Genomic DNA, 18217 nt, shown 5'->3' on the forward strand with positions numbered 1-18217 from the left:
GGACACCCCGCGGCCGGTGCCGCGACGGCGAAAGGGAGCTCGGGTGGGCGTGCGCGCGCAGGCGGAGGAACGGGGCGGGCACCCCGCGGACACGGCCGAGGGGGCCGACCCCAGGCGGTGGAAGGCCCTGTCGGTGACCCTGGTGGCCGGCTTCATGAGCCTGCTGGACGTCACCATCGTCGCCGTCGCCCTGCCCTCCATGCAGCGCGAGCTGCACACCTCGGCCCCGGCCATCCAGTGGGTGGTCTCCGGTTACGCGCTGACGTTCGCCCTGGTCCTGGTCGCCGCGGGCCGGCTCGGGGACGCCCTCGGCAGGCGCCGCATCTTCCTGCTGGCCCTCACCGCCTTCGTGCTGTGCAGCGCGGCGGCGGGCGCGGCACCCGACGTGACGCTGCTGGTCGTGGCCCGGCTGGCGCAGGGCGCCGCCGCCGGCTGTCTGGCGCCGCAGAACTCGGCGCTCATCCAGCAGCTGTTCCGGGGCGCCGAACGCGGCCGGGCGTTCGGTCTGTTCGGGGCGACCGTCGGCATCTCCAGCGCGGTCGGCCCCGTGGTCGGCGGGCTGGTCCTCACCCTGGCCGGCGGGGAGGAGGGCTGGCGCTGGCTGTTCTACCTCAACGTGCCCGTCGGCGCCCTCGCGCTCGTACTCGGCCTGCGACTGCTGCCCCACGTGAAGCCCGGCCGGCGCGAACGGCTCGACCTGCCCGGGATCGCGCTGCTCGGCGCGGGCGTCCTGGCCGTGATGCTGCCGCTGGTGATGGCCGAGTCCGGCGGCGTACGGCGGCTGTGGTGGCTGTTCCTCGTCGGCGTGGCGCTCCTTGTGGCCTTCGCCCGCTGGGAGTGGCGGGTCGGCGCCCGTGACGGGCAGCCGCTGCTGGATCCCCGGCTGGTCACCTCCACCCGCGGGTACGCGGCGGGGGCGGCCATCGCCACCCTGTACTTCGTGGGCTTCAGCGGGGTGTGGCTGGTGTTCGCGCTGTTCTTCCAGAACGGCGAGGGCTACTCGCCGCTGCGCTCCGGGCTCGCGGTGACCCCGTTCGCCCTCGGTTCGGCACTCGGCGCGGTGGTGTCCGGACGGCTGGTGGAACGGCTCGGCCGGCTGCTGACGGTGTGCGGGCTCGTCGGTGTCCTGGTGGGCCTGGGCACGGCGGTCGCCGTGCTGCGGTTGATGTCCGGCGGGGCCGCGGTGTGGTGGGCGGCCCCGGCGCTCCTCGTCGGCGGGCTGGGCAGTGGCTGCGTCATCTCGCCCAACATCACCATGACGCTGCGGGACGTGCCGGTGCGGATGGCGGGCGCGGCCGGGGGCGCGCTGCAGACCGGGCAGCGGCTGGGCGGAGCCGTCGGTACGGCGGCCCTGCCCGGGCTGTTCTACATGGTGCTGGGGCACGCCGGCCACCACTACCGCACCGCCGTCGCGGTCGCCATCGGGTCCGGCCTGCTGCCGATACTGGGCGCGCTGGTCCTGGCCGTACTCGACTGGCTGCGGGACCGCAGGGCCGAGAAGCACGACCCCTGCGCGCCCGAGGTGTCCCACAGCCACGCCCACCCCGGTCAGGGCTGACCCCGGCCACCGCCCGCCCGCCGCAGGAAGCGGACGACGGGATGCCCGGGCCCCTCCTGGACCTCGGCACGCACCCCGTACACCCGCTTGATGAGCGCGGGGGTGAGCACCTCTCCCGGGGTCCCCTCCGCGACCGCGCGCCCCTCCGCCAGGACCAGCAGCCGGTCGCAGTACATCGCGGCGAGGTTGAGGTCGTGCAGGGCGATCACCGTGGTGACGGGCAGCCCGGCGACGAGGTCGAGCAGGTCGAGCTGGTGCTGGATGTCGAGGTGGTTGGTGGGCTCGTCCAGCAGGAGCTCGCGCGGCTCCTGGGCCAGCGCCCGGGCGATCTGGGCGCGCTGGCGTTCGCCGCCGGACAGGGTGTGCCAGGACTGGCCGGCCCGGCCGGTCAGTCCGGTGCGTTCCAGGGCCTCGGTGACGGCCCGGGCGTCGGCGTCCGTGGGCGTCGTCCAGGCGCGGCGGTGCGGGATGCGGCCCAGGGCGACGACCTCGCGGACGGTCAGCTCGGTCTGGGTGTGCGCGTGCTGTTCGACGGTGGCGATCCGGCGGGCGACGGCACGGCGGCCGACCCGGGACAGCTCCCGCCCGTCGAGGGTGACGACACCGGCGGTCGGGGCCAGGACCCCGGCGAGCAGCCGCAGCAGGGTGGACTTCCCGGAGCCGTTGGGGCCGAGCAGGCCGACGGTCTCCGCGGGGCGCAGGGTGAGCGTGACCCCGTCGACCAGGAGCCGGCCGTCGGTGCGGCGCGTGGCCCGCTCGGCGGCCAGTCCCTCCGTACACTCCCCCGCCTGCCCGCTCATGCCTTCCTCCGGTCCCGGTACAGCACGGCCACGAAGGCCGGGACGCCGATGAGGGAGGTGACGACGCCGACCGGCACCTCCTGCGGGTCCAGCACCGTACGGGCCGCGGTGTCGACCCACACCAGGAAGACGGCGCCCGCCAGCGCGGTGACGGGCAGCAGTCGGGCGTGCCCGGAGCCGGTGAGCACCCGGGTGGCGTGCGGCAGCACCAGGCCGACGAAGCCGATCGCCCCGGCGCAGCTCACCAGGGCGGCGGTGAGCAGCGCGGTCGCGCACAGCAGGACGAGGCGGGCGCGCGCCACCCGTACGCCGAGCCCCGCGGCGGCCTCCTCACCGAAGGCGAACGCGTCCAGGGTGCGGGCGTGGCCGAGGCAGACCAGCAGGACGACGCCGAGCACGCCGGAGCACAGCAGCACCTCCGACCAGCCCGCGCCGGTCAGCGAGCCGAGCAGCCAGAACAGCACGCCCCGGGTGGTCTCGGCGTCCGCCGACGTCAGCACGACGAAGGAGGTCAGTGCGGAGAACAGCTGCATGGCGGCGACCCCGGAGAGCACCACCCGGTCCGTGCTGCCGCCCAGGCTGTGGCTGAGCAGCAGCACCAGAGCGAACGACAGCAGCGCCCCGACGAACGCGCCCGCCGACAGCGACACCGCTCCTCCGCCCACCCCGAGGACGACCACCGCGACCGCCCCGGTGGAGGCACCGGAGGAGACGCCGAGAACGAACGGGTCGGCCAGCGGATTGCGCAGCAGCGACTGCATCACCGCCCCGCACAGCGCGAGCCCCGCCCCGCACACCGCGGCCAGCAGCGTGCGCGGCATCCGCAGGTTCCACACGATGCCGTCCCGCAGCGGCGCGAGCGCGCTCTCTCCCAGGCCGACGTGCGAGGCGACCGACGCCCACACGTCCGCCGCCGAGATGTCGGCGGGCCCGATGGTCACGGCGAGCGCGACCGACACGGCCAGCGCCAGCAGCCCCCCACCCGTCAGCAGCGCGACCCGCGCGCTCACTTCGCGAGCCCGAAGTCGCGCAGCCCCGCGGCGACCTGCTCGATGCCCTCGACGGTGCGCAGGGAAGGGTTCATCGCCTGCCCGCTGAGCAGGACGTAGCGCTTCTCGCGGACGGCGGTGAGATGGCGGGTGGCGGGGTTGCTCTCCAGGAACCGGATCTTGGCCTTGGCGGACTCCGCCGTCTGCGACTTGCGCGTCAGATCGCCGATCACCAGGACGTCCGGGTCGCGGTCGGCGACGGTCTCCCAGTTGATCTGCGGCCACTCGTCGTGCGTGTCGTCGAAGACGTTCTCCGCGCCGACGGCACGGGTGATGGCGCCGGGGGCGCCGCAGCAGCCGGCCAGATAGGGCGACTGGGAGTTGGCGAACCAGTACATGAGGGAGACACCGGAGGCGTCGAGCCCGTCGGTGGCGTCCGTGACCCGCTTCTTCAGCCGCGCCACGAGCTTCTCCCCCCGCGCGTCGACGCCGAAGGCACGGGCCAGGTCGCGTATCTCCCCGTACACGGTGTCGAGGGTGAGCGGCGTGCTGCGGGAGCCGTCGCCGCCGCTGTCGTTGTCCTTGCCGGCGGCGCAGTCGGAGGGCGAGACGTAAGTGGGCACGCCGAGTTCCTCGAACTGGCCGCGGGTGGCCACGCCGCCCTTGCCGAGCGTGGAGACGAACGAGGCGGTGACGAAGTCGGGTTCGGCGTCCAGCACCTTCTCGAAGGAGGGGTTGTTGTCGGCCAGCCTCGGCACGGTGGCGTTCTGCTTCTCCAGTCCCTTCATCACGGGGTCGGTCCAGGTGGCGGTCCCGGCCATGCGGTCGGCGAGACCGAGGGCGAGCAGGATCTCGGTGGTGCCCTGATTGAGGGAGACGGCACGCTGCGGCGGCGACTTCAGGGTCACCTTGTGCCCGCAGTTGGTGAGGGTGACGGCGCCCTCGGTGTCCCCGCCGCTTGGGACGCCGGAGCCGGCGCAGGCGGTGACGAGAAGGACAGGGGCGACGAACAGCGCGGCACGACGGAACATGGAACGCCTCGATTGTCGGGGCTCGAACGCGGAGCCTGGCCGGTGGACTTCCCCCGCGCACGGGCGCGGAGGTGCCAGCAGGTCTTCGGACTCGGGTTCGTCCGGACGAGGCGCCTTCCCGAGGAGAGGTCGACACCGGCGGTGTACCGCCGGCACCCTCCCACTCCCAGTGGCGTAGAGATGCCCCGCCCGTCCCCCTCACCGCTGCGCGTCAGCTCCGGATTCCCACCGGATTCCCTGGCCATGGTGCGGCACGACTGGCCCCCGCAGCGTACAAGAACCCCACCCGCCACGAACCAGCGCCCCGTAAGGGGCGCGGGGCTGTATTGCATCTGCGGCTCCGCCGCGGGGGCGCGAGAAGCGCGCCCGTAAGGGGCGCGGGGAACTGCGCGACCAGCCCCCACCGGCGGTCAGCCGACAAAGCACTCCCGGGGTCCAAGGGGCGGAGCCCCTTGAAGGGAGGATGGGGGTCCCCCCTGCTCGAACGAAGTTGAGAGCTTGGGGGAGGGTAGGGGCGGCGGGGGCGAAAACCAAAAAGAGGCCCACCCCGACAACCGTCGGAATGGGCCTCACCGAGCGCTGGGCAGGCCTTGCACCTGCATCTCCCCGCAGGAAGCGGGGCGTCTTTCCTTGGACGACCAACGCCTGGAGTTCACCGCCCGGTTACCCCGGCGGCACTTCCAAGATCTACTCTACCCCACTCCCCACACCCCCCGCACCACCCCCGAGCCGCAACATCACCTTCCCACTCCCACTCCCCCGGTCCCCCGCGACCACCAACGCCTCCCCCGCCCGCTCGATCCCGAACTCATGCGTCACCAAGGGCGACAGGTCCAAGCCCTCCCCCAACGCCCGCAACGCCTCACCGATCTCGTCGACGAACCGGTACGACCCCACCCACGTGATCTCCCGCGTCACCAACTCCCCCAGCACCGCGGGAACTTCGGCCCCCGGCAAGTTACCCACCTGCACCACCGTCCCCCCACGGGCAGTGGCCCGCAGCACGGGCCCGAGCGCGCCCGGCGCCCCCGACGCCTCGAACACCACCTCCACGTCGTCCGGCAACCGCTCGCCCCGCCCGGTGTTCCGCACCTCCCCCGCGCCCAACGCCCGGGCCACACCGAGCGAGGACTCCGCGATGTCGGCGGCGACCACGGCCCCCGCACCCCGCAGCCTCGCCGCGGCGACGACCAACGACCCGATGGGCCCCACCCCGTTGACCAGTACGGTCCGCCCCCGCAGGTCACCGGCACGGTGCACGGCGTGCAGCGCGACCGCCAACGGCTCGGCCAGCGCCCCGTCCCGCGTGCTCACCCCGTCCGGCAGCACCCTGAGCTGCCCGGCCGGCACGGCCTTGAGCTCGCTGAACCCCCCGTCGGTGTGCGGATCGAAGGCGGCGGAGCCGAAGTACCGTACCCGTGCGTGGAGGTTGGTGCGTCCGGCGATCCGCTCCGGCAGTACCTCGTCCCCGACCACCCGGGCCGGATGGACGGCGACCGGCTGCCCGCCCTCGAACCCGCGCACACCGGGCCCCGTGCGGACGACCCGCCCGGCGACCTCGTGCCCGAGCACCATGGGGTGCTTGAGCACGGCCGTACCGGACCCACCGTGCCGCCAGTACGCCAGGTCGGAGCCGCAGATCCCGCCCCACTCCATGGCGACGAGCACCTCACCGGGGCCGGGTACCGGATCGGGCAGCTGGTCGATGCGCAGATCACCGGCACCGTGTACGACGACGGCCTTCATGCCGCGTCCTCCCATCGGACGAGGTCGCGCCCCTTCGTCTCGGGTGCGACCCAGGCGGAGACGAGCGTGATGAGGGAGTAGCCGACGAGCATCGCGGCGATGGGCCACCAGTGGTGGGTGGCGGCGGTGAGCGTCGCCGCGATGACGGGTCCGACGGCGGTGGCGAGGATGCCGCCGATCTCCTTGGCGACGGCGAGCTGGGTGAACCGGGTGCGGGAGCCGAAGAGTTCGGCCATGGTGACGCTCTCCAGCGAGAACAGTCCGAGGACACCGATGTTGAGGGCGAGGACGACCGCGATCGTGAGCGCCACGGTGCCGCCGTTGGCGATGACGTACATCAGTGGTACGGCGACGACCATGGTGAGCGCGGTCAGCGCGAGGTAGACGGGCCGGCGGCCGAAGCGGTCGCCGAGCAGGCCGACGACCGGCACGGTGACGAAGCCGAGCAGTGAGCCGTAGACGATGGCGGTGGTGGGTACGGAGCGGTCCACCATGAGGGTGGTGGCGAGGTAGCCGACCAGGAAGGTCTGGATGAGCCCCGAGTTGCCGGCCTGGCCGAAGCGCAGACCGAGCGCGAGGAAGAAGGCCCGGCCCTTGCGCTGGCGCAGCCCGGCCTCCAGGGTGTGCGCACCGGCCGCGCCGGGCTCCGTCCCGGGACCGCCGTCGGCCTGCAGTTCCTTGCGCGAGAGCGCGACACCGTCGACCACGTCGGGGCGTTGCTCGAAGACCGGGCTCTCCTTGAGGTGGGTGCGCAGCCACACGGCGAAGAGCAGCAGCAGGAAGCTGCACAGGAACGGCAGACGCCAGCCCCAGGCGAGCATCTGGTCCTCGGAGAGGGTGGCGAGGAGCACGGCCCACAGCCCGGAGGCGGCCAGTGTGCCGGAGTTGGTGCCCAGCGAGACCAGGGAGGAGATCAGTCCCCGGCGGCCGGACGGGGCGTACTCGGTCAGCATCGCGGTGGCGCCCGCGATCTCCGCGCCGGCGCCGAAGCCCTGGATCAGGCGGAGCGCGACGAGCAGGATCGGGGCCGCGATGCCGAGGGTGGCGTACGACGGCAGGACGCCGATGAGGGTGGTGGACGCGCCCATCAGCACGATGGTGAGGAACAGCACCTTCTTGCGACCGATCCGGTCGCCGAGGCGGCCGAAGTGGACGGCGCCGGCGAGGCGGGCGACGTACCCGACGCCGTAGGTCGCCATCGCGGCGATCAGGCCGATGGCGGGGCTGACGTCGGGGAAGAAGACCTGGTTGAAGACGACGGCCGCGGCGAGTGAGTAGAGCTGGAAGTCCATGAACTCCATCGCGGTACCGAGCCACCCGGACACGGCGGCGCGGGTGAGATCCCGGGTGGTCCGGGTCGCCCTGCCGGGCGGGGCGTGGGTGGTGTGGGTCATCGTGTGCCTCCGTGAGTCGCCAAAGGGGGTGGGGTACGGCGGGTGGGCGGGTGCGGGTACGTCGTGGTTGCTCGCGCAGTTCCCCGCGCCCCTGGGTTGGTCGGGTTGGCCGGGGTCGTGAGGAGGGCGTCGACACTCGCGCCCCCGCACCCGCCCACGCGCGGCACCGCCCCCGACTCCCCGCGTCAGAGCTCGACGCGCCCCGCGCGCAGCGCGGGAAGCCTCGCGGCCACGGCCGCGACGAGATCCGGCGCGCCCGCCAGATCCGCCGCGCCGATCGTCGTCAGCAGCCGGCCGACGACGGATGCCGGATCACCGGCATGCCCGCACCGCGCGAGCGCCTCCGCCGCCGGGTCCGTGGTTCCGTGGACCTGGCCACCGTCGGCCCCGGGCCGCGTGGCCGCCACCCACGCCGCCAGCGCCAGCTCGAGTACCGGCGTGGCGGCCCCCGCCACCCGAAGTGCCCGCAACGGTCCCATCCACCGCTCGGGGATCTTCAGGGACCCGTCGGACCCGATCTGACGCAACAGGTGCCGCATCGCCGGGTTGCGGAACCGTTCGACGAGGTCGTCGGTGTAGCGCGCCGGGTCGGGGCCGCCCGGGGGCAGCGTGGGGGCGACCTCCGCGCAGTAGGCGCGGACCAGCCGTTCACCCCACTCCGTCTCCATCACCTCGGCCACGGTCCGGCACCCGGCGGCGGCGCCGAGGTACGCCATGGCGGAGTGCGCCCCGTTGAGCAGGCGCAGCTTGGTGAGCTGGTACGGGGCGACGTCCGGTACGAAGAGCGCACCGCCGTGTTCCCAGGGCGGGCGCTCCGCGCGGAAGGAGTCCTGGAGGACCCACTGCCGGTAGGGCTCCCCGGCTACGGGCAGTGCGTCGCGCAGGCCGAGCGCCGCAGCCGCGGCCTCGCGGTCCTCACCGGTCGTGGCGGGGACGATGCGGTCGACGACGGTGTCGGGGAAGGCGACCTCGGCGGCGAGCCAGTCCAGCAGCGCCCGCCGGTCGGGCCAGGCGGAACGCTCGACGAACTCGCGTACGACACGGGCAAGTGCCGCCCCGTTCCCGGCCGCGTTGTCGCAGGAGACGACGGAGAGCGGGGCCGCCGGGCCGCGGAAGCGGACGGCGAGGGACGCGGCGAGCCGGCCGACGACGGTGACCATGTCCGCGGTGCCCGTCCCACCGGTGGCTGCCAGGTCGGCGACGATGCCGGCTGCCCCCGCGTCCAGTCCGCCGGTGTCGGCGTCACGGGCGTAGCCCTTCTCGGTCACGGTGAGCGTGACCGTGGTGACCTCGGGCGAGGCGAGCAGCGCGTCGACCCGGTCGGCGTCGGGGCGCATCGTCAGCGCGTCGACCAGGGCGCCGACCACGCGCGTACGGGCCCCTCCGGGCGCGCGGTCGGTGACCGAGTACAGGCAGTCCTGTGCGCGCAGGGCGGCGGCCGTCCCGGCGGAGCGCGGGGCGACAGCGACGATGCCCCAGGGTGCGCCGGAGCGCGCGGCGGCCGTCTCGGTGTAGAGGGCCTGGTGGGCCCGGTGGAAGGCGCCGGGCCCGAAGTGGACGGTGCGCGGCCGCAGTTCGCGGGGGTCGACGAGCGGGCGGTGTGCGGGGGCGAGCCGGGAGAGGGTGTCCCGGCTCAGGTCGCTCGGGGCGTGCTGTTGGGTCACGGGGCCCTCACCAGTCGTGGACCGAGCCGTCGAGGCGGCGGGCGACGGGCAGGTAGCGGGGGTCGTAGGGGAAGCGTTCGGCGGCCTTCTCGTCGTACTCGACGCCGAGCCCGGGGGCCTCTCCGACGTGCAGCATGCCGTCGGCGTAGCGCACCTCGCTGCGGAAGACCTCCCCGGTCTCCTCGACGTGCGGCATGTACTCCTGGATGCCGAAGTTGGGGACGGCGGTGTCGAGGTGGACGGCCGCGGCGAGCGTGATCGGTGAGAGGTCGGCGGCGCCGTGGGAACCGGTGCGGACCTGGTAGAGCGCGGCGAGGTCGAAGATGCGGCGCAGGTGGGTGATGCCGCCGGCGTGCACGACGGTGGTGCGGACGTAGTCGATGAGCTGTTCGGTGATGAGGTGCTGGACGTCCCAGATGGAGCTGAGCACCTCGCCGACGGCGAGCGGGGTCGTGGTGTGCTGCCGGATGAGGCGGAAGGACTCCTGGTTCTCGACCGGGGTCGGGTCCTCCATCCAGAACAGCCGGCAGTCCTCCACCCGCTTGCCGAACCGGGCGGCCTCGATCGGGGTGAGCCGGTGGTGCACGTCGTGCAGGAGGTGGAAGTCGAACCCGAAGCGGTCGCGGACGGCCTCCAGGTAGGTGGGCGCGAAGTCCAGATAGGCCTCGGTGGACCAGGGCTGCTCCTCGGGCAGGGAGTGGGCGGCGGGTTCGTAGACGGGGCCGACGCGCACGCCGTAGCTGCCGGGGACGCCGGGGACGGCGGCCTGGGCGCGGATCGCCTTGTACCCCAGCTCGCGGAAGCGGGCGACGTCGTCGAGGAGGGAGGGCACGTCGGTGCCGCTGGCGTGGGAGTAGACGAGGACGCCGTCGCGGGAGCGGCCGCCGAGGAGCTGGTAGACGGGGAGCCCCGCGACCTTGCCCTTGATGTCCCACAGGGCGGTGTCGACGGCGGAGATCGCGGTCATGGTGACCGGGCCCCGGCGCCAGTACGCGCCCCGGTAGAGGTACTGCCAGACGTCCTCGATGCGGGCCGGGTCGCGGCCGATCAGCAGGGGGGCGACGTGGTCGCGGAGGTAGCTGGCGACGGCGAGTTCGCGGCCGTTCAGGGTGGCGTCGCCCAGGCCGGTGACGCCGTCCGAGGTCGTCAGCCGCAGGGTGACGAAGTTGCGTCCGGGTGACGCCACGAACACCTCGGCACGTTCGATCCGGCTCATGTGCTACTCCCGTCGCAGTGGCATAACAGTGCTTGTATACAAGCACTGGCCGACGGGTCGGTCAAGAGTGGAGTACTAGTGCACCGGAGCTGTCGACTACAGTGACCGCATGGCTGGATCCGACAGGCGGCGCACCAATCGCCGCGTCGTCTACGAGACGCTCAGGCGCAGGGTGCTGACGCTGGAGCTGCCCCCCGGCAGCGCGCTGTCGGAGAACGAGCTGGCCGCCGCCCTCGGCGTGAGCCGCACCCCCGTGCGCGAGAGCCTGATCCTGCTCGCCGAAGAGGGGCTCGTCCAGGTGTTCCCGCAGGTGGGCTCGTTCGTCTCGCGGGTCGACCCGGCGCGGGTCGCCGACGCCCAGTTCCTGCGCGAGGCGGTGGAGCTGGCGGCCCTCGACGACCTGCCCGCCGACCCGGACCCCGAGCTCGTCGCGGAGCTGCGCGAGAACATCGCCCGGCAGCAGCGGCCCGGGATCGACGTGGAGGAGTTCTTCGGGCTCGACGAGGAGTTCCACCGCGGGCTGCTGCGGCTGAGCAGCCACGGCAGCGCGTGGTCCACGGTGGTCTCCGCCAAGGGCCATCTCGACCGGGCGCGGCGCCTCGGGCTGTACGAGGTGGGCTCGCCGCGGTTCTTCGCCGACCAGCACGAGGAGATCCTCCGCGCGGTCCTCGATCACGACATCGAGCGCGCCCGCAGGACCATGCGCGGGCATCTGCGGGCGGTCTTCGAGGACATCGAGCAGCTCCGCAGTCGCTCCCCCGAGCTGTTCGCGTCCAACTCGGACGCGGTGCCGGTGCGGCGGAACGTCGTCGTCTGGGAGTGAGGCGGCGGCCCCTGGGGCCGGGCCCCGCCGCTGCCGCGGGCGGCGACGTACCCTGCCTGCATGGACACAGCCGTGACCCCGGATCCCCCGCTCCGTACCGAGTCCGCCGACGGGCTCGCGGTGGTGGAGCGGATGCTCGCCGGCGGGGGCGTCCTCGTGCTGAGCGGGGCCGGTCTCTCCACCGAGTCGGGGATCCCCGACTACCGCGGCCCCTCGGGCAGCCGGCGCCGGCACACGCCGATGACCTACCAGGAGTTCACCGGCAGCGAGGAGAACCGCCGTCGCTACTGGGCGCGCAGTCACCTCGGGTGGGAGTCGATCGGGCGGGCGCGGCCGAACGCGGGGCACCGGGCGGTGACCCGGCTCGTCGCGGCCGGTCTGGTCTCCGGTGTCATCACCCAGAACGTGGACGGTCTGCACGCCGCCGCGGGTACGCCCCAGGCGGTCGAACTGCACGGCAGTCTGCACCGGGTGATCTGTCTGACCTGCGAGAACACCGTCTCGCGCCGACAGCTGCACCAGCGGCTGGACGAGGCCAACCCGGAGTTCCGCGATCTCGCCGCCCGGGTGAACCCCGACGGTGACGCGGAGCTGGCCCGTGACCGGGAGGCGGCGTTCCGTACGGTGTCCTGTCAGGTGTGCGGCACGGGGATGCTCAAGCCGGACGTGGTGTTCTTCGGCGAGAGCGTGCCCAAGCCGCGCGTCGCGCACTGCTTCGACCTGGTCGACGCGGCGTCCGCGCTGCTGGTCACCGGGTCCTCCCTGACCGTCATGTCCGGTCTGCGCTTCGTGCGCCACGCCGCGAAGACGGGCAAGCCCGTCGCCGTCGTCAATCAGGGCCCGACCCGCGGCGACGACCTGGCCGCCGTACGGCTGGACCTGCCGCTGGGCACCACCCTGACCGGTCTGGCCGACCGCCTCGGGGCGTGAGGGGTCCCCGCAGTCCCTATGCCTCGCTCACGTCCATGTTCTGGGTGCCGACGACCGACAGCAGCCGCAGCGCCTCCTCCGAGCGGGACCCGGGCGGCGCGGTGTACAGCACGACCCGCTGGTCCCGGTCGGTGATGTCGAGGACGTCGCAGTCGACGGTGACCGGCCCGACCCCCGTGTGCGGGAACGTCTTGCGCAGGCTGCGCTGCGTCCGTACGTCGTGCGAGTCCCACAGCCCGGCGAACTCCTCGCTGCCCGCGCGCAGTTCGGCGACGAGGGCCCGCACCTCGGGGTCGTCCGGGTAACGGGCGGCGGTGGCGCGCAGCTGCTGTGCCGAGCAGCGGGCGAAGGTGTCCACGTCGGACACGCCGTACAGCCGCTCCCCCGGGCCCTGGGGGCCGAGGAAGACCTTGCGCAGCAGGTTGCGCTCGCGGGGCGGCAGGGCGGAGAAGTCCTCCATCAGGGCGGCCGCGAGCGGGTTCCAGGCGAGCACCTCGTACGTCGCGGAGACCACGTGGGCGGCGGTGCCCGGCAGCCGGTTCAGCAGCTCCAGGATGCTCTGCCGCACCTCGCGGCAGGGCCCGGGCGGCGAACTCGGGGACGCGCCGGCGAGCAGGTGGAGGTGGGCGCGCTCGGCGTCGTCCAGGCGCAGGGCGCGGGCCAGCCCGGCCAGCACCTCCCGTGACGGGCGCGGGGCCCGGGCCTGTTCGAGCCGCGTGTAGTACTCGGTCGAGATGAACGCCAGCTGCGCGGCCTCCTCGCGGCGCAGACCCGGGGTGCGGCGGCGCCGCCCGGCGGGCAGGCCCACGTCGGCGGGGGTGATGCGTGCGCGTCGGCTGCGCAGGAACTCGCCCAGTTCTCGTCGGTCCACTCCCCCAGTGTGCGCGGGTCCCGGCGCGTCATCCAGGTACCGCCGGTGCCTGGCTGAGCCCAGCGGCCGGGCGCAGGCTCGCTGCCATGGACAACGCGATGGACCACACGACGAACCACAGGAACGGCACGCCGGGCATCGGACTGCTGGCCGGCAAGGTCGCCTTCATCACCGGCGCCGGGCGGGGCATCGGCGCCGCGGCGGCCCGGCTGTTCGCCCGCGAGGGCGCCGAGGTGCTGCTGGCCGCCCGTACGGAGGCGCAGCTGAAAGCGGTGACGGAGGAGATCGGGGCGGCGGGCGGGACCGCCGCGTACGTGCTGTGCGACCTGGCCGACGGGGCGAGTGTGCGCGCCGCCGTCGACCGTGCCGTGGAGCTGTACGGCCGGCTCGACGTCGCCTTCAACAACGGCGCGACCTTCGTGCCGCCGGGCCCGCTGGACCGGATGAGCGAGGCCGACTTCGACCATGTCTACACCGTCAACCTCAAGGGCGTCTGGCTCGCCATGGCCGCCGAGGTCGCCGCGATCCGGGCCACCGCGAAGGTGGGCGCGCTGGTCAACAACTCCAGTGTCGGCAGCCTCATGGCCAACCCGGAGCTGCCCGCGTACGGGGCGATGAAGCGGGCGGTGAACAGCCTCACGGAGTCGGCGGCCGTGACGTACGGGCCCGAGGGCATCCGCGTCAACGCCATCGCTCCCGGCAACACGCTCACCGAGATGATCCGCACCTGGGAGACGCACTCGCCCGGCCTCCAGGACCGGCTCACGGCGCACCATCCGCTGGGGCGCGCGGCGGACCCGGAGGAGATCGCCCAGGCCGCCGCCTGGCTGCTCAGCGACCGCGCCTCGTACGTGACCGGCACGGTCCTGCGCGTCGACGGCGGCGCCCGGGCCTGAGCAGACGCTGCCGGGCGGAGCGTAATTCGCTGGCGAAGGCGGCCGCCCGGCTGTCAGCCTGTCCTGCCATGGCACAGGACGAGGAGCACGACACCCGCGGAACCGGCGAACCCGAACCGTGGGGCGAGCGGGTGGCCCGGTCGTACGACGAGTCGTCCGCCTTCATGTTCGCCCCCGAGGTGCTGGAGCCGACGGTCGCCTTCCTGGCCGAACGCGCCGAGGGCGGGCGGGTACTGGAGTTCGCGATCGGGACCGGACGGGTGGCGCTGCCGCTGCGGGAACGCGGAGTGGACGTCGCCGGGATCGAGCTGTCCGCGCACATGGCGCGGGAACTGCGGCGCAAGCCCGGCGGCGACGCCGTCGCGGTGACGCGGGGCGACATGGCACGGGTACGGGCGCCGGGCGAGTTCGCGCTGGTCTATCTGGTCTACAACACGATCGGCAATCTGCTCACCCAGGACGAGCAGGTCGAGTGCTTCCGCAACGCGGCCCGTCATCTGCGGCCGGGCGGCCGCTTCGTCATCGAGGTTGGCGTACCCGAACTGCGACGGCTCCCGCCCGGCGAGACGGCCCGGCCGTTCCACGTCGGCGAGCACCACGTCGGCTTCGACACCTACGACCTGGCGCACCAGCGCCTCGTCTCCCACCACTACCGCCTCGACGGCGACCGGGCCGAGGTGTTCCGGACCTCGCAGCGCTTCGTCTGGCCCGCCGAGCTGGACCTGATGGCCCGGCTCGCGGGGCTGGAGCGCACCGAGCGGTGGGGCGGCTGGAACGGGGAGCCGTTCACCGCGGAGAGCAGGAAGCACGTCTCCGTCTGGCGCAAGCCGCCCAGCGGTCGATAGGGGCGGGCGCCACCCTTGTGGGAGCGCTCCCATATGCAGGAGACTGCGACACATGGACCCACTGCCCAGGGTGCGCCCCTACCGCCGGTCGGACCGGGACGGGGTCGCCGACGTGTGCGTGCGCACGGCCGACAACGGCGGCGACTCCCGGCATCTGTACCCCGACCTCGCGCTGCTGCCGACTCTGTTCGCCCACCCCTACTGCCACTTCGACCCGGAGCTCGCCTTCGTCCTCGACGACGGACACGGCCGGGTCGGCGGCTACATCGTGGGCACCGCGGACACCGAACGGTTCGTGACCGACTTCCGCGACCGCTGGCTGCCACTGGTCGCCGAGCGCTATCCGCCGCCCCGGGACACACCCACCACACCCACCGAGCACATGGTGGCCCTGCTCCACACCCCCGAACGGATGATCCTGCCCGACCTGAAGGACTACCCGGCCCATCTGCACATCGACCTGCTCCCCGCCTGGCAACGACGCGGCTGGGGCCGCCAGTTGATGCACACGTTCCTCACCGCACTGCACCACCGCGACGTCCCGGCGGTACACCTCGGCATGGTCACCACCAACACCCCGGCCCGCGCGTTCTACGACCGCCTCGGCTTCCACGTCGTCCCGGTCCCGGACCCGGGCCCGCTCACGTATCTGGGCAGGTCCACGGAGGTCACGGACTGAGGCACACGCAGGTGCCCCGGGCGGAGCCGGCTCCGCCCGGGGCACCTGCCGCGGAAGGGGCCGCGCTCACCCCCTCCCGACCCGGATCACGGGAACGACGTGACCTTGGAGGGGATCGTGTCCGTTCCGGACGTGGGCGATCCCGTGTCGTTGACGACGTGGGCGTACTGGCCCTTGCCGCCCAGGGAGATGACCTGGATGTCGTGCAGCTTCACGCCGGCGGTGACGGGCACCTGGAAGCCGTGGTGCTGGACGATCGACGGATCGGACGTGAAGTTGCAGTAGCTGCCCAGACCCCACGCCTCGTGCTGGGTGACGGAGTCGGCGACCTTGTAGGCCGCGTAGCCGACGATGCCGTCGTGGGTGACGGCGGCGGCGTTCGGGACGTCGTACGCCTTTTCGTTCTGGAAGAAGATCGTGCGCCCCCGTTCGCCGCTCCAGAGCACGTCGTACTTGTTGAAGTGCTCCACGAAGAGGCCGGTGGCCAGGACGTCGTCACCGTTGACGCGCCGACCGTAGTCGGCGCGGTTGGTGTCCCAGCCGACGCCGTCGCCGTGGTCGGCGCGCCACAGCCAGGTGTGGTCGATGACGACGTCGTCGCTGTTGACGACGACCGAGTTGGTGGCCAGGCCGGGTCCCGCGCCGCCGATGCGGACGAACACGTCCTGCATGGTGGTCGGGTTCGCGGCGTGGTCCGCGCTCGAGCCCGCCGGGCCGATCTGGAGCAGCGTGTCGGAGTTGGTGGCTCCGGCGTCGATGAGGAAGCCGGCCAGCCGCACGCCGTCGACGTCCGCCACGTGCATCGCGTCGACCCCGTGGTCGGGGACGAGCGTGGCGTAGCCGAGGCCGAGGACCACGGTGTCGGCCCGGGTGACGTTCAGGGTCTGGTCGAGGTGGTAGACCCCCGGGGTGAACAGCAGGTTGAGGCCCTGGTCGAGGGCCGCGTTGATGGTGGCGGCGGTGGCGCCGGGCTTGACCACGTAGAAGCGGTCCAGCGGCAGCGAGGTGCCCGCGTTGGCCGGCCAGGACACGCCGCGCGCGCCTGTGCGCTTGGCGGGCACGAACACCTTGTAGGCGCCGCCGTCCTGGTAGAGGAAGGGCTTCTCGCGGGAGACGGGGGTGGTGTCGAGCGTGGTGTACGGGCCGCTGTCGAAGTTGGTCGCCGGGGCGCCCTGGACGCCGGTGAACGTCATGTTCCACACGCCGTTGGTCCAGCCGCCGACCGAGCTGTCGCGGGTGTACCACTGCTGCTGGGAGTACGGGCCGACGGTGCCGTCGATCTTGGAGTCGGCGATGTAGCCGCCGGAGGCCCAGCCGTAGCCGTTGGGGGCGAGGTTGAGGCCGCCCTTGACGTGGATGCGGCGGAAGGGTGCCGCCTGGGCGACGGCCCAGCGGTCGGTGCCGTTGGACGGCGTGATGGCGAGGTTCTCCGCCGAACGCCAGAAGTTCTGGGTGGCGTTGCCGTTGAACCAGCCGGCGTCGACGGTGATGTCACCGTTGATCTGCGTGTCGTCGGGGTTGAGGCCGAGACCGGAGATCGAGGTGTAGAAGCCGAGTTGGGCGTTGATGCCGTTGTACGTGCCCGGCTTGAGCAGGAACTGGTAGCGGCCGGAGCCGAACTGGGCGGTCTCCTGCTGGGCGAAGACCTGGTCGAACTTCTGCTGCAGGTTCTGCGTGGAGGGGTCGACGACGATCACGTTCGGCCCGAGGTCGCCGCCGCCCTCGACGGGCGGGGTGCCGGTGGTGCCGGTGTGGACGGCGACCTCCCACAGCGAGTAGCCGTAGGCGGTGCCGCGGGCCGTGCCGTTGATGCGGACGTAGCGGCCCGAGCCGCTGACGTCGTACGAAGCCTGGCCGCCGGTGGCGCCGGTGACGGTGCGCAGGGTGCTCCAGGTGGTGCCGTTGTCGGACGCCTGGATCTGGAAGTCCTTGCCGTAGGCGGCCTCCCAGTCGAGGTCCACCTTGCACAGGTCGCGGACCTGGCCGAGGTCGACCTGGACCCACTGCGGGTCGGCGAACTGGCTGGCCCAGCGGGTGCCGGTGTCGCCGTCGAAGGCGGCGGAGGCGGGGGTGCCGGCGTTCTCGGTGGAGGAGGCGGAGGCGGGGCGGCCCTTGGCGGCGTTGGCCGTGTCGCAGCCGGCCGAGGTGCCGCCGGTGGTGCCGAAGACCTGGAACTCCCAGAGGGAATAGCCCCACTGGGTGGCGCGGTGGACGCCCAGCATCCGGACGTAGCGGCCCTGCCCGGAGACGTCGAGGGTGTCGGTGCCGCCGTCGCCGCCGGTGACGGACTTCAGGTCGTTCCAGGAACTGCCGTCGGCGGAGATCTGGACCTTGTAGTCCTTGCCGTAGGCGGCCTCCCAGTTGAGGACGACCTTGCTGACGGAGGCGGTGGCGCCGAGGTCGACCCGGAGCCACTGGTCGTCGGTGGCGGCGGAGGACCAGCGGGTGCCGGTGTCGCCGTCGACGGCCTTGCCGGCCGTGGTGGCGCCGGTCTCGTCGGAGGAGGAGGTGGCCGTTCTGCCCTGGGAGAGGGGGGTGTCGGCCGCGGCGGCCGACGCGTGCGCGGGGAGGGTGACGAGCGCCGCCGCGGCGGCGAGCACGACACCCAGGACTCTGAGTCTCATCTGGTTCCCTGCGGTGGGGTATGTGGGGTCAGCAGCGCGAACGGGCACGCCGAAGAGGAGCGAACGCCGCCCCGTTCGCTTAGTTCACGTCTTGATTTAACTGATGAGTTGAGCGCGGGGGCAACCCTCGCGACGCGGAATCTTTTCCGCC

General features: G+C 72.9%; 15 protein-coding genes and 1 riboswitch. Of the genes, 6 read left to right on the forward strand and 9 right to left on the reverse strand.

Annotated elements, in window-relative coordinates; all coding sequences use genetic code 11:
* The first annotated feature begins 43 nt into the window (after nucleotides 1-43).
* Nucleotides 44-1558: an MFS transporter gene (locus tag OIE12_RS01700; RefSeq protein ID WP_443053744.1), complete on the forward strand. Its 1515-nt coding sequence runs from the start codon at nucleotides 44-46 to the stop codon at nucleotides 1556-1558.
* On the opposite strand, the gene OIE12_RS01705 is transcribed toward OIE12_RS01700, so the two are convergent.
* The 7 genes from OIE12_RS01705 to manD form a co-directional block, all read right to left on the reverse strand.
* Entirely contained in the window at nucleotides 1549-2358 is an 810-nt protein-coding gene (locus OIE12_RS01705; protein WP_329130909.1) for an ABC transporter ATP-binding protein, read from the reverse strand. The two genes, OIE12_RS01700 and OIE12_RS01705, sit on opposite strands and share 10 nt — an antisense overlap.
* Entirely contained in the window at nucleotides 2355-3368 is a 1014-nt protein-coding gene (locus OIE12_RS01710) for a FecCD family ABC transporter permease (protein ID WP_329130911.1), read from the reverse strand. The genes OIE12_RS01705 and OIE12_RS01710 overlap by 4 nt, the downstream gene beginning before the upstream one ends.
* On the reverse strand, nucleotides 3365-4378 hold the full coding sequence (locus OIE12_RS01715) for an ABC transporter substrate-binding protein (RefSeq protein WP_329130913.1): 1014 nt from the start codon (nucleotides 4376-4378) through the stop codon (nucleotides 3365-3367). Before OIE12_RS01715 ends, OIE12_RS01710 begins: the two co-directional genes overlap by 4 nt.
* Before the next feature lie 59 nt (nucleotides 4379-4437).
* A riboswitch (cobalamin riboswitch) is annotated at nucleotides 4438-4655 on the reverse strand.
* A gap of 410 nt (nucleotides 4656-5065) precedes the next feature.
* A complete protein-coding gene (locus OIE12_RS01720) occupies nucleotides 5066-6124 on the reverse strand; it encodes an L-idonate 5-dehydrogenase (RefSeq protein ID WP_329130915.1) in 1059 nt (352 codons plus the stop codon).
* Nucleotides 6121-7518, reverse strand: a complete 1398-nt coding sequence (locus OIE12_RS01725) for an MFS transporter (RefSeq protein WP_329130917.1) — start codon at nucleotides 7516-7518, stop codon at nucleotides 6121-6123. The genes OIE12_RS01720 and OIE12_RS01725 overlap by 4 nt, the downstream gene beginning before the upstream one ends.
* A gap of 185 nt (nucleotides 7519-7703) precedes the next feature.
* Nucleotides 7704-9182 (reverse strand): mannitol dehydrogenase family protein, encoded by a 1479-nt coding sequence (locus tag OIE12_RS01730; RefSeq protein ID WP_329130919.1) that lies wholly within the window; start codon nucleotides 9180-9182, stop codon nucleotides 7704-7706.
* Nucleotides 9183-9189: 7 nt separating this feature from the next.
* Nucleotides 9190-10398, reverse strand: a complete 1209-nt coding sequence (gene manD / locus OIE12_RS01735) for a D-mannonate dehydratase ManD (RefSeq protein WP_329130921.1) — start codon at nucleotides 10396-10398, stop codon at nucleotides 9190-9192.
* Between the two features lie 109 nt (nucleotides 10399-10507).
* Between manD and OIE12_RS01740 the strand changes: the two genes are divergently transcribed.
* Both OIE12_RS01740 and OIE12_RS01745 read left to right on the forward strand, forming a co-directional pair.
* On the forward strand, nucleotides 10508-11221 hold the full coding sequence (locus OIE12_RS01740; RefSeq protein WP_329130923.1) for a GntR family transcriptional regulator: 714 nt from the start codon (nucleotides 10508-10510) through the stop codon (nucleotides 11219-11221).
* Nucleotides 11222-11281: 60 nt separating this feature from the next.
* Nucleotides 11282-12151 (forward strand): NAD-dependent protein deacetylase, encoded by an 870-nt coding sequence (locus OIE12_RS01745; protein WP_329130926.1) that lies wholly within the window; start codon nucleotides 11282-11284, stop codon nucleotides 12149-12151.
* A 16-nt stretch (nucleotides 12152-12167) separates the two neighbouring features.
* Here OIE12_RS01745 and OIE12_RS01750 read toward each other — a convergent pair whose 3' ends face one another.
* The gene (locus OIE12_RS01750; protein WP_329130928.1) at nucleotides 12168-13022 is read right to left on the reverse strand and encodes a helix-turn-helix transcriptional regulator; all 855 of its coding nucleotides are present in this window, start codon (nucleotides 13020-13022) and stop codon (nucleotides 12168-12170) included.
* 98 nt (nucleotides 13023-13120) lie between these two features.
* On the opposite strand from OIE12_RS01750, the gene OIE12_RS01755 reads away from it, so the two are divergent.
* The 3 genes from OIE12_RS01755 (at nucleotide 13121) to OIE12_RS01765 (ending at nucleotide 15442) form a co-directional block, all read left to right on the forward strand.
* Nucleotides 13121-13918, forward strand: a complete 798-nt coding sequence (locus OIE12_RS01755; protein ID WP_443054012.1) for an SDR family NAD(P)-dependent oxidoreductase — start codon at nucleotides 13121-13123, stop codon at nucleotides 13916-13918.
* Between the two features lie 68 nt (nucleotides 13919-13986).
* Nucleotides 13987-14763, forward strand: a complete 777-nt coding sequence (locus tag OIE12_RS01760) for a methyltransferase domain-containing protein (RefSeq protein WP_443053745.1) — start codon at nucleotides 13987-13989, stop codon at nucleotides 14761-14763.
* Between the two features lie 52 nt (nucleotides 14764-14815).
* Complete coding sequence (locus tag OIE12_RS01765) at nucleotides 14816-15442, forward strand: GNAT family N-acetyltransferase (RefSeq protein WP_329130932.1); 627 nt, start codon at nucleotides 14816-14818, stop codon at nucleotides 15440-15442.
* An 86-nt stretch (nucleotides 15443-15528) separates the two neighbouring features.
* Here OIE12_RS01765 and OIE12_RS01770 read toward each other — a convergent pair whose 3' ends face one another.
* Complete coding sequence (locus OIE12_RS01770) at nucleotides 15529-18066, reverse strand: discoidin domain-containing protein (protein WP_329130933.1); 2538 nt, start codon at nucleotides 18064-18066, stop codon at nucleotides 15529-15531.
* Between the last annotated feature and the right edge of the window lie 151 nt (nucleotides 18067-18217).

The organism is Streptomyces sp. NBC_00670, from assembly GCF_036226765.1.
Lineage (GTDB): Bacteria > Actinomycetota > Actinomycetes > Streptomycetales > Streptomycetaceae > Streptomyces.

What these genes read in the sequence shown, in the direction of transcription:
- OIE12_RS01760 (WP_443053745.1), top strand. Translation starts at nt 13,987, where the DNA reads ATGGCACAGGACGAGGAGCACGACACCCGCGGAACCGGCGAACCCGAA.
- OIE12_RS01740 (WP_329130923.1), top strand. Translation starts at nt 10,508, where the DNA reads ATGGCTGGATCCGACAGGCGGCGCACCAATCGCCGCGTCGTCTACGAG.
- OIE12_RS01715 (WP_329130913.1), bottom strand. Translation starts at nt 4,378, where the DNA reads ATGTTCCGTCGTGCCGCGCTGTTCGTCGCCCCTGTCCTTCTCGTCACC.
- OIE12_RS01765 (WP_329130932.1), top strand. Translation starts at nt 14,816, where the DNA reads ATGGACCCACTGCCCAGGGTGCGCCCCTACCGCCGGTCGGACCGGGAC.
- OIE12_RS01770 (WP_329130933.1), bottom strand. Translation starts at nt 18,066, where the DNA reads ATGAGACTCAGAGTCCTGGGTGTCGTGCTCGCCGCCGCGGCGGCGCTC.
- OIE12_RS01745 (WP_329130926.1), top strand. Translation starts at nt 11,282, where the DNA reads ATGGACACAGCCGTGACCCCGGATCCCCCGCTCCGTACCGAGTCCGCC.
- OIE12_RS01755 (WP_443054012.1), top strand. Translation starts at nt 13,121, where the DNA reads ATGGACCACACGACGAACCACAGGAACGGCACGCCGGGCATCGGACTG.
- OIE12_RS01720 (WP_329130915.1), bottom strand. Translation starts at nt 6,124, where the DNA reads ATGAAGGCCGTCGTCGTACACGGTGCCGGTGATCTGCGCATCGACCAG.
- OIE12_RS01705 (WP_329130909.1), bottom strand. Translation starts at nt 2,358, where the DNA reads ATGAGCGGGCAGGCGGGGGAGTGTACGGAGGGACTGGCCGCCGAGCGG.
- OIE12_RS01725 (WP_329130917.1), bottom strand. Translation starts at nt 7,518, where the DNA reads ATGACCCACACCACCCACGCCCCGCCCGGCAGGGCGACCCGGACCACC.
- manD (WP_329130921.1), bottom strand. Translation starts at nt 10,398, where the DNA reads ATGAGCCGGATCGAACGTGCCGAGGTGTTCGTGGCGTCACCCGGACGC.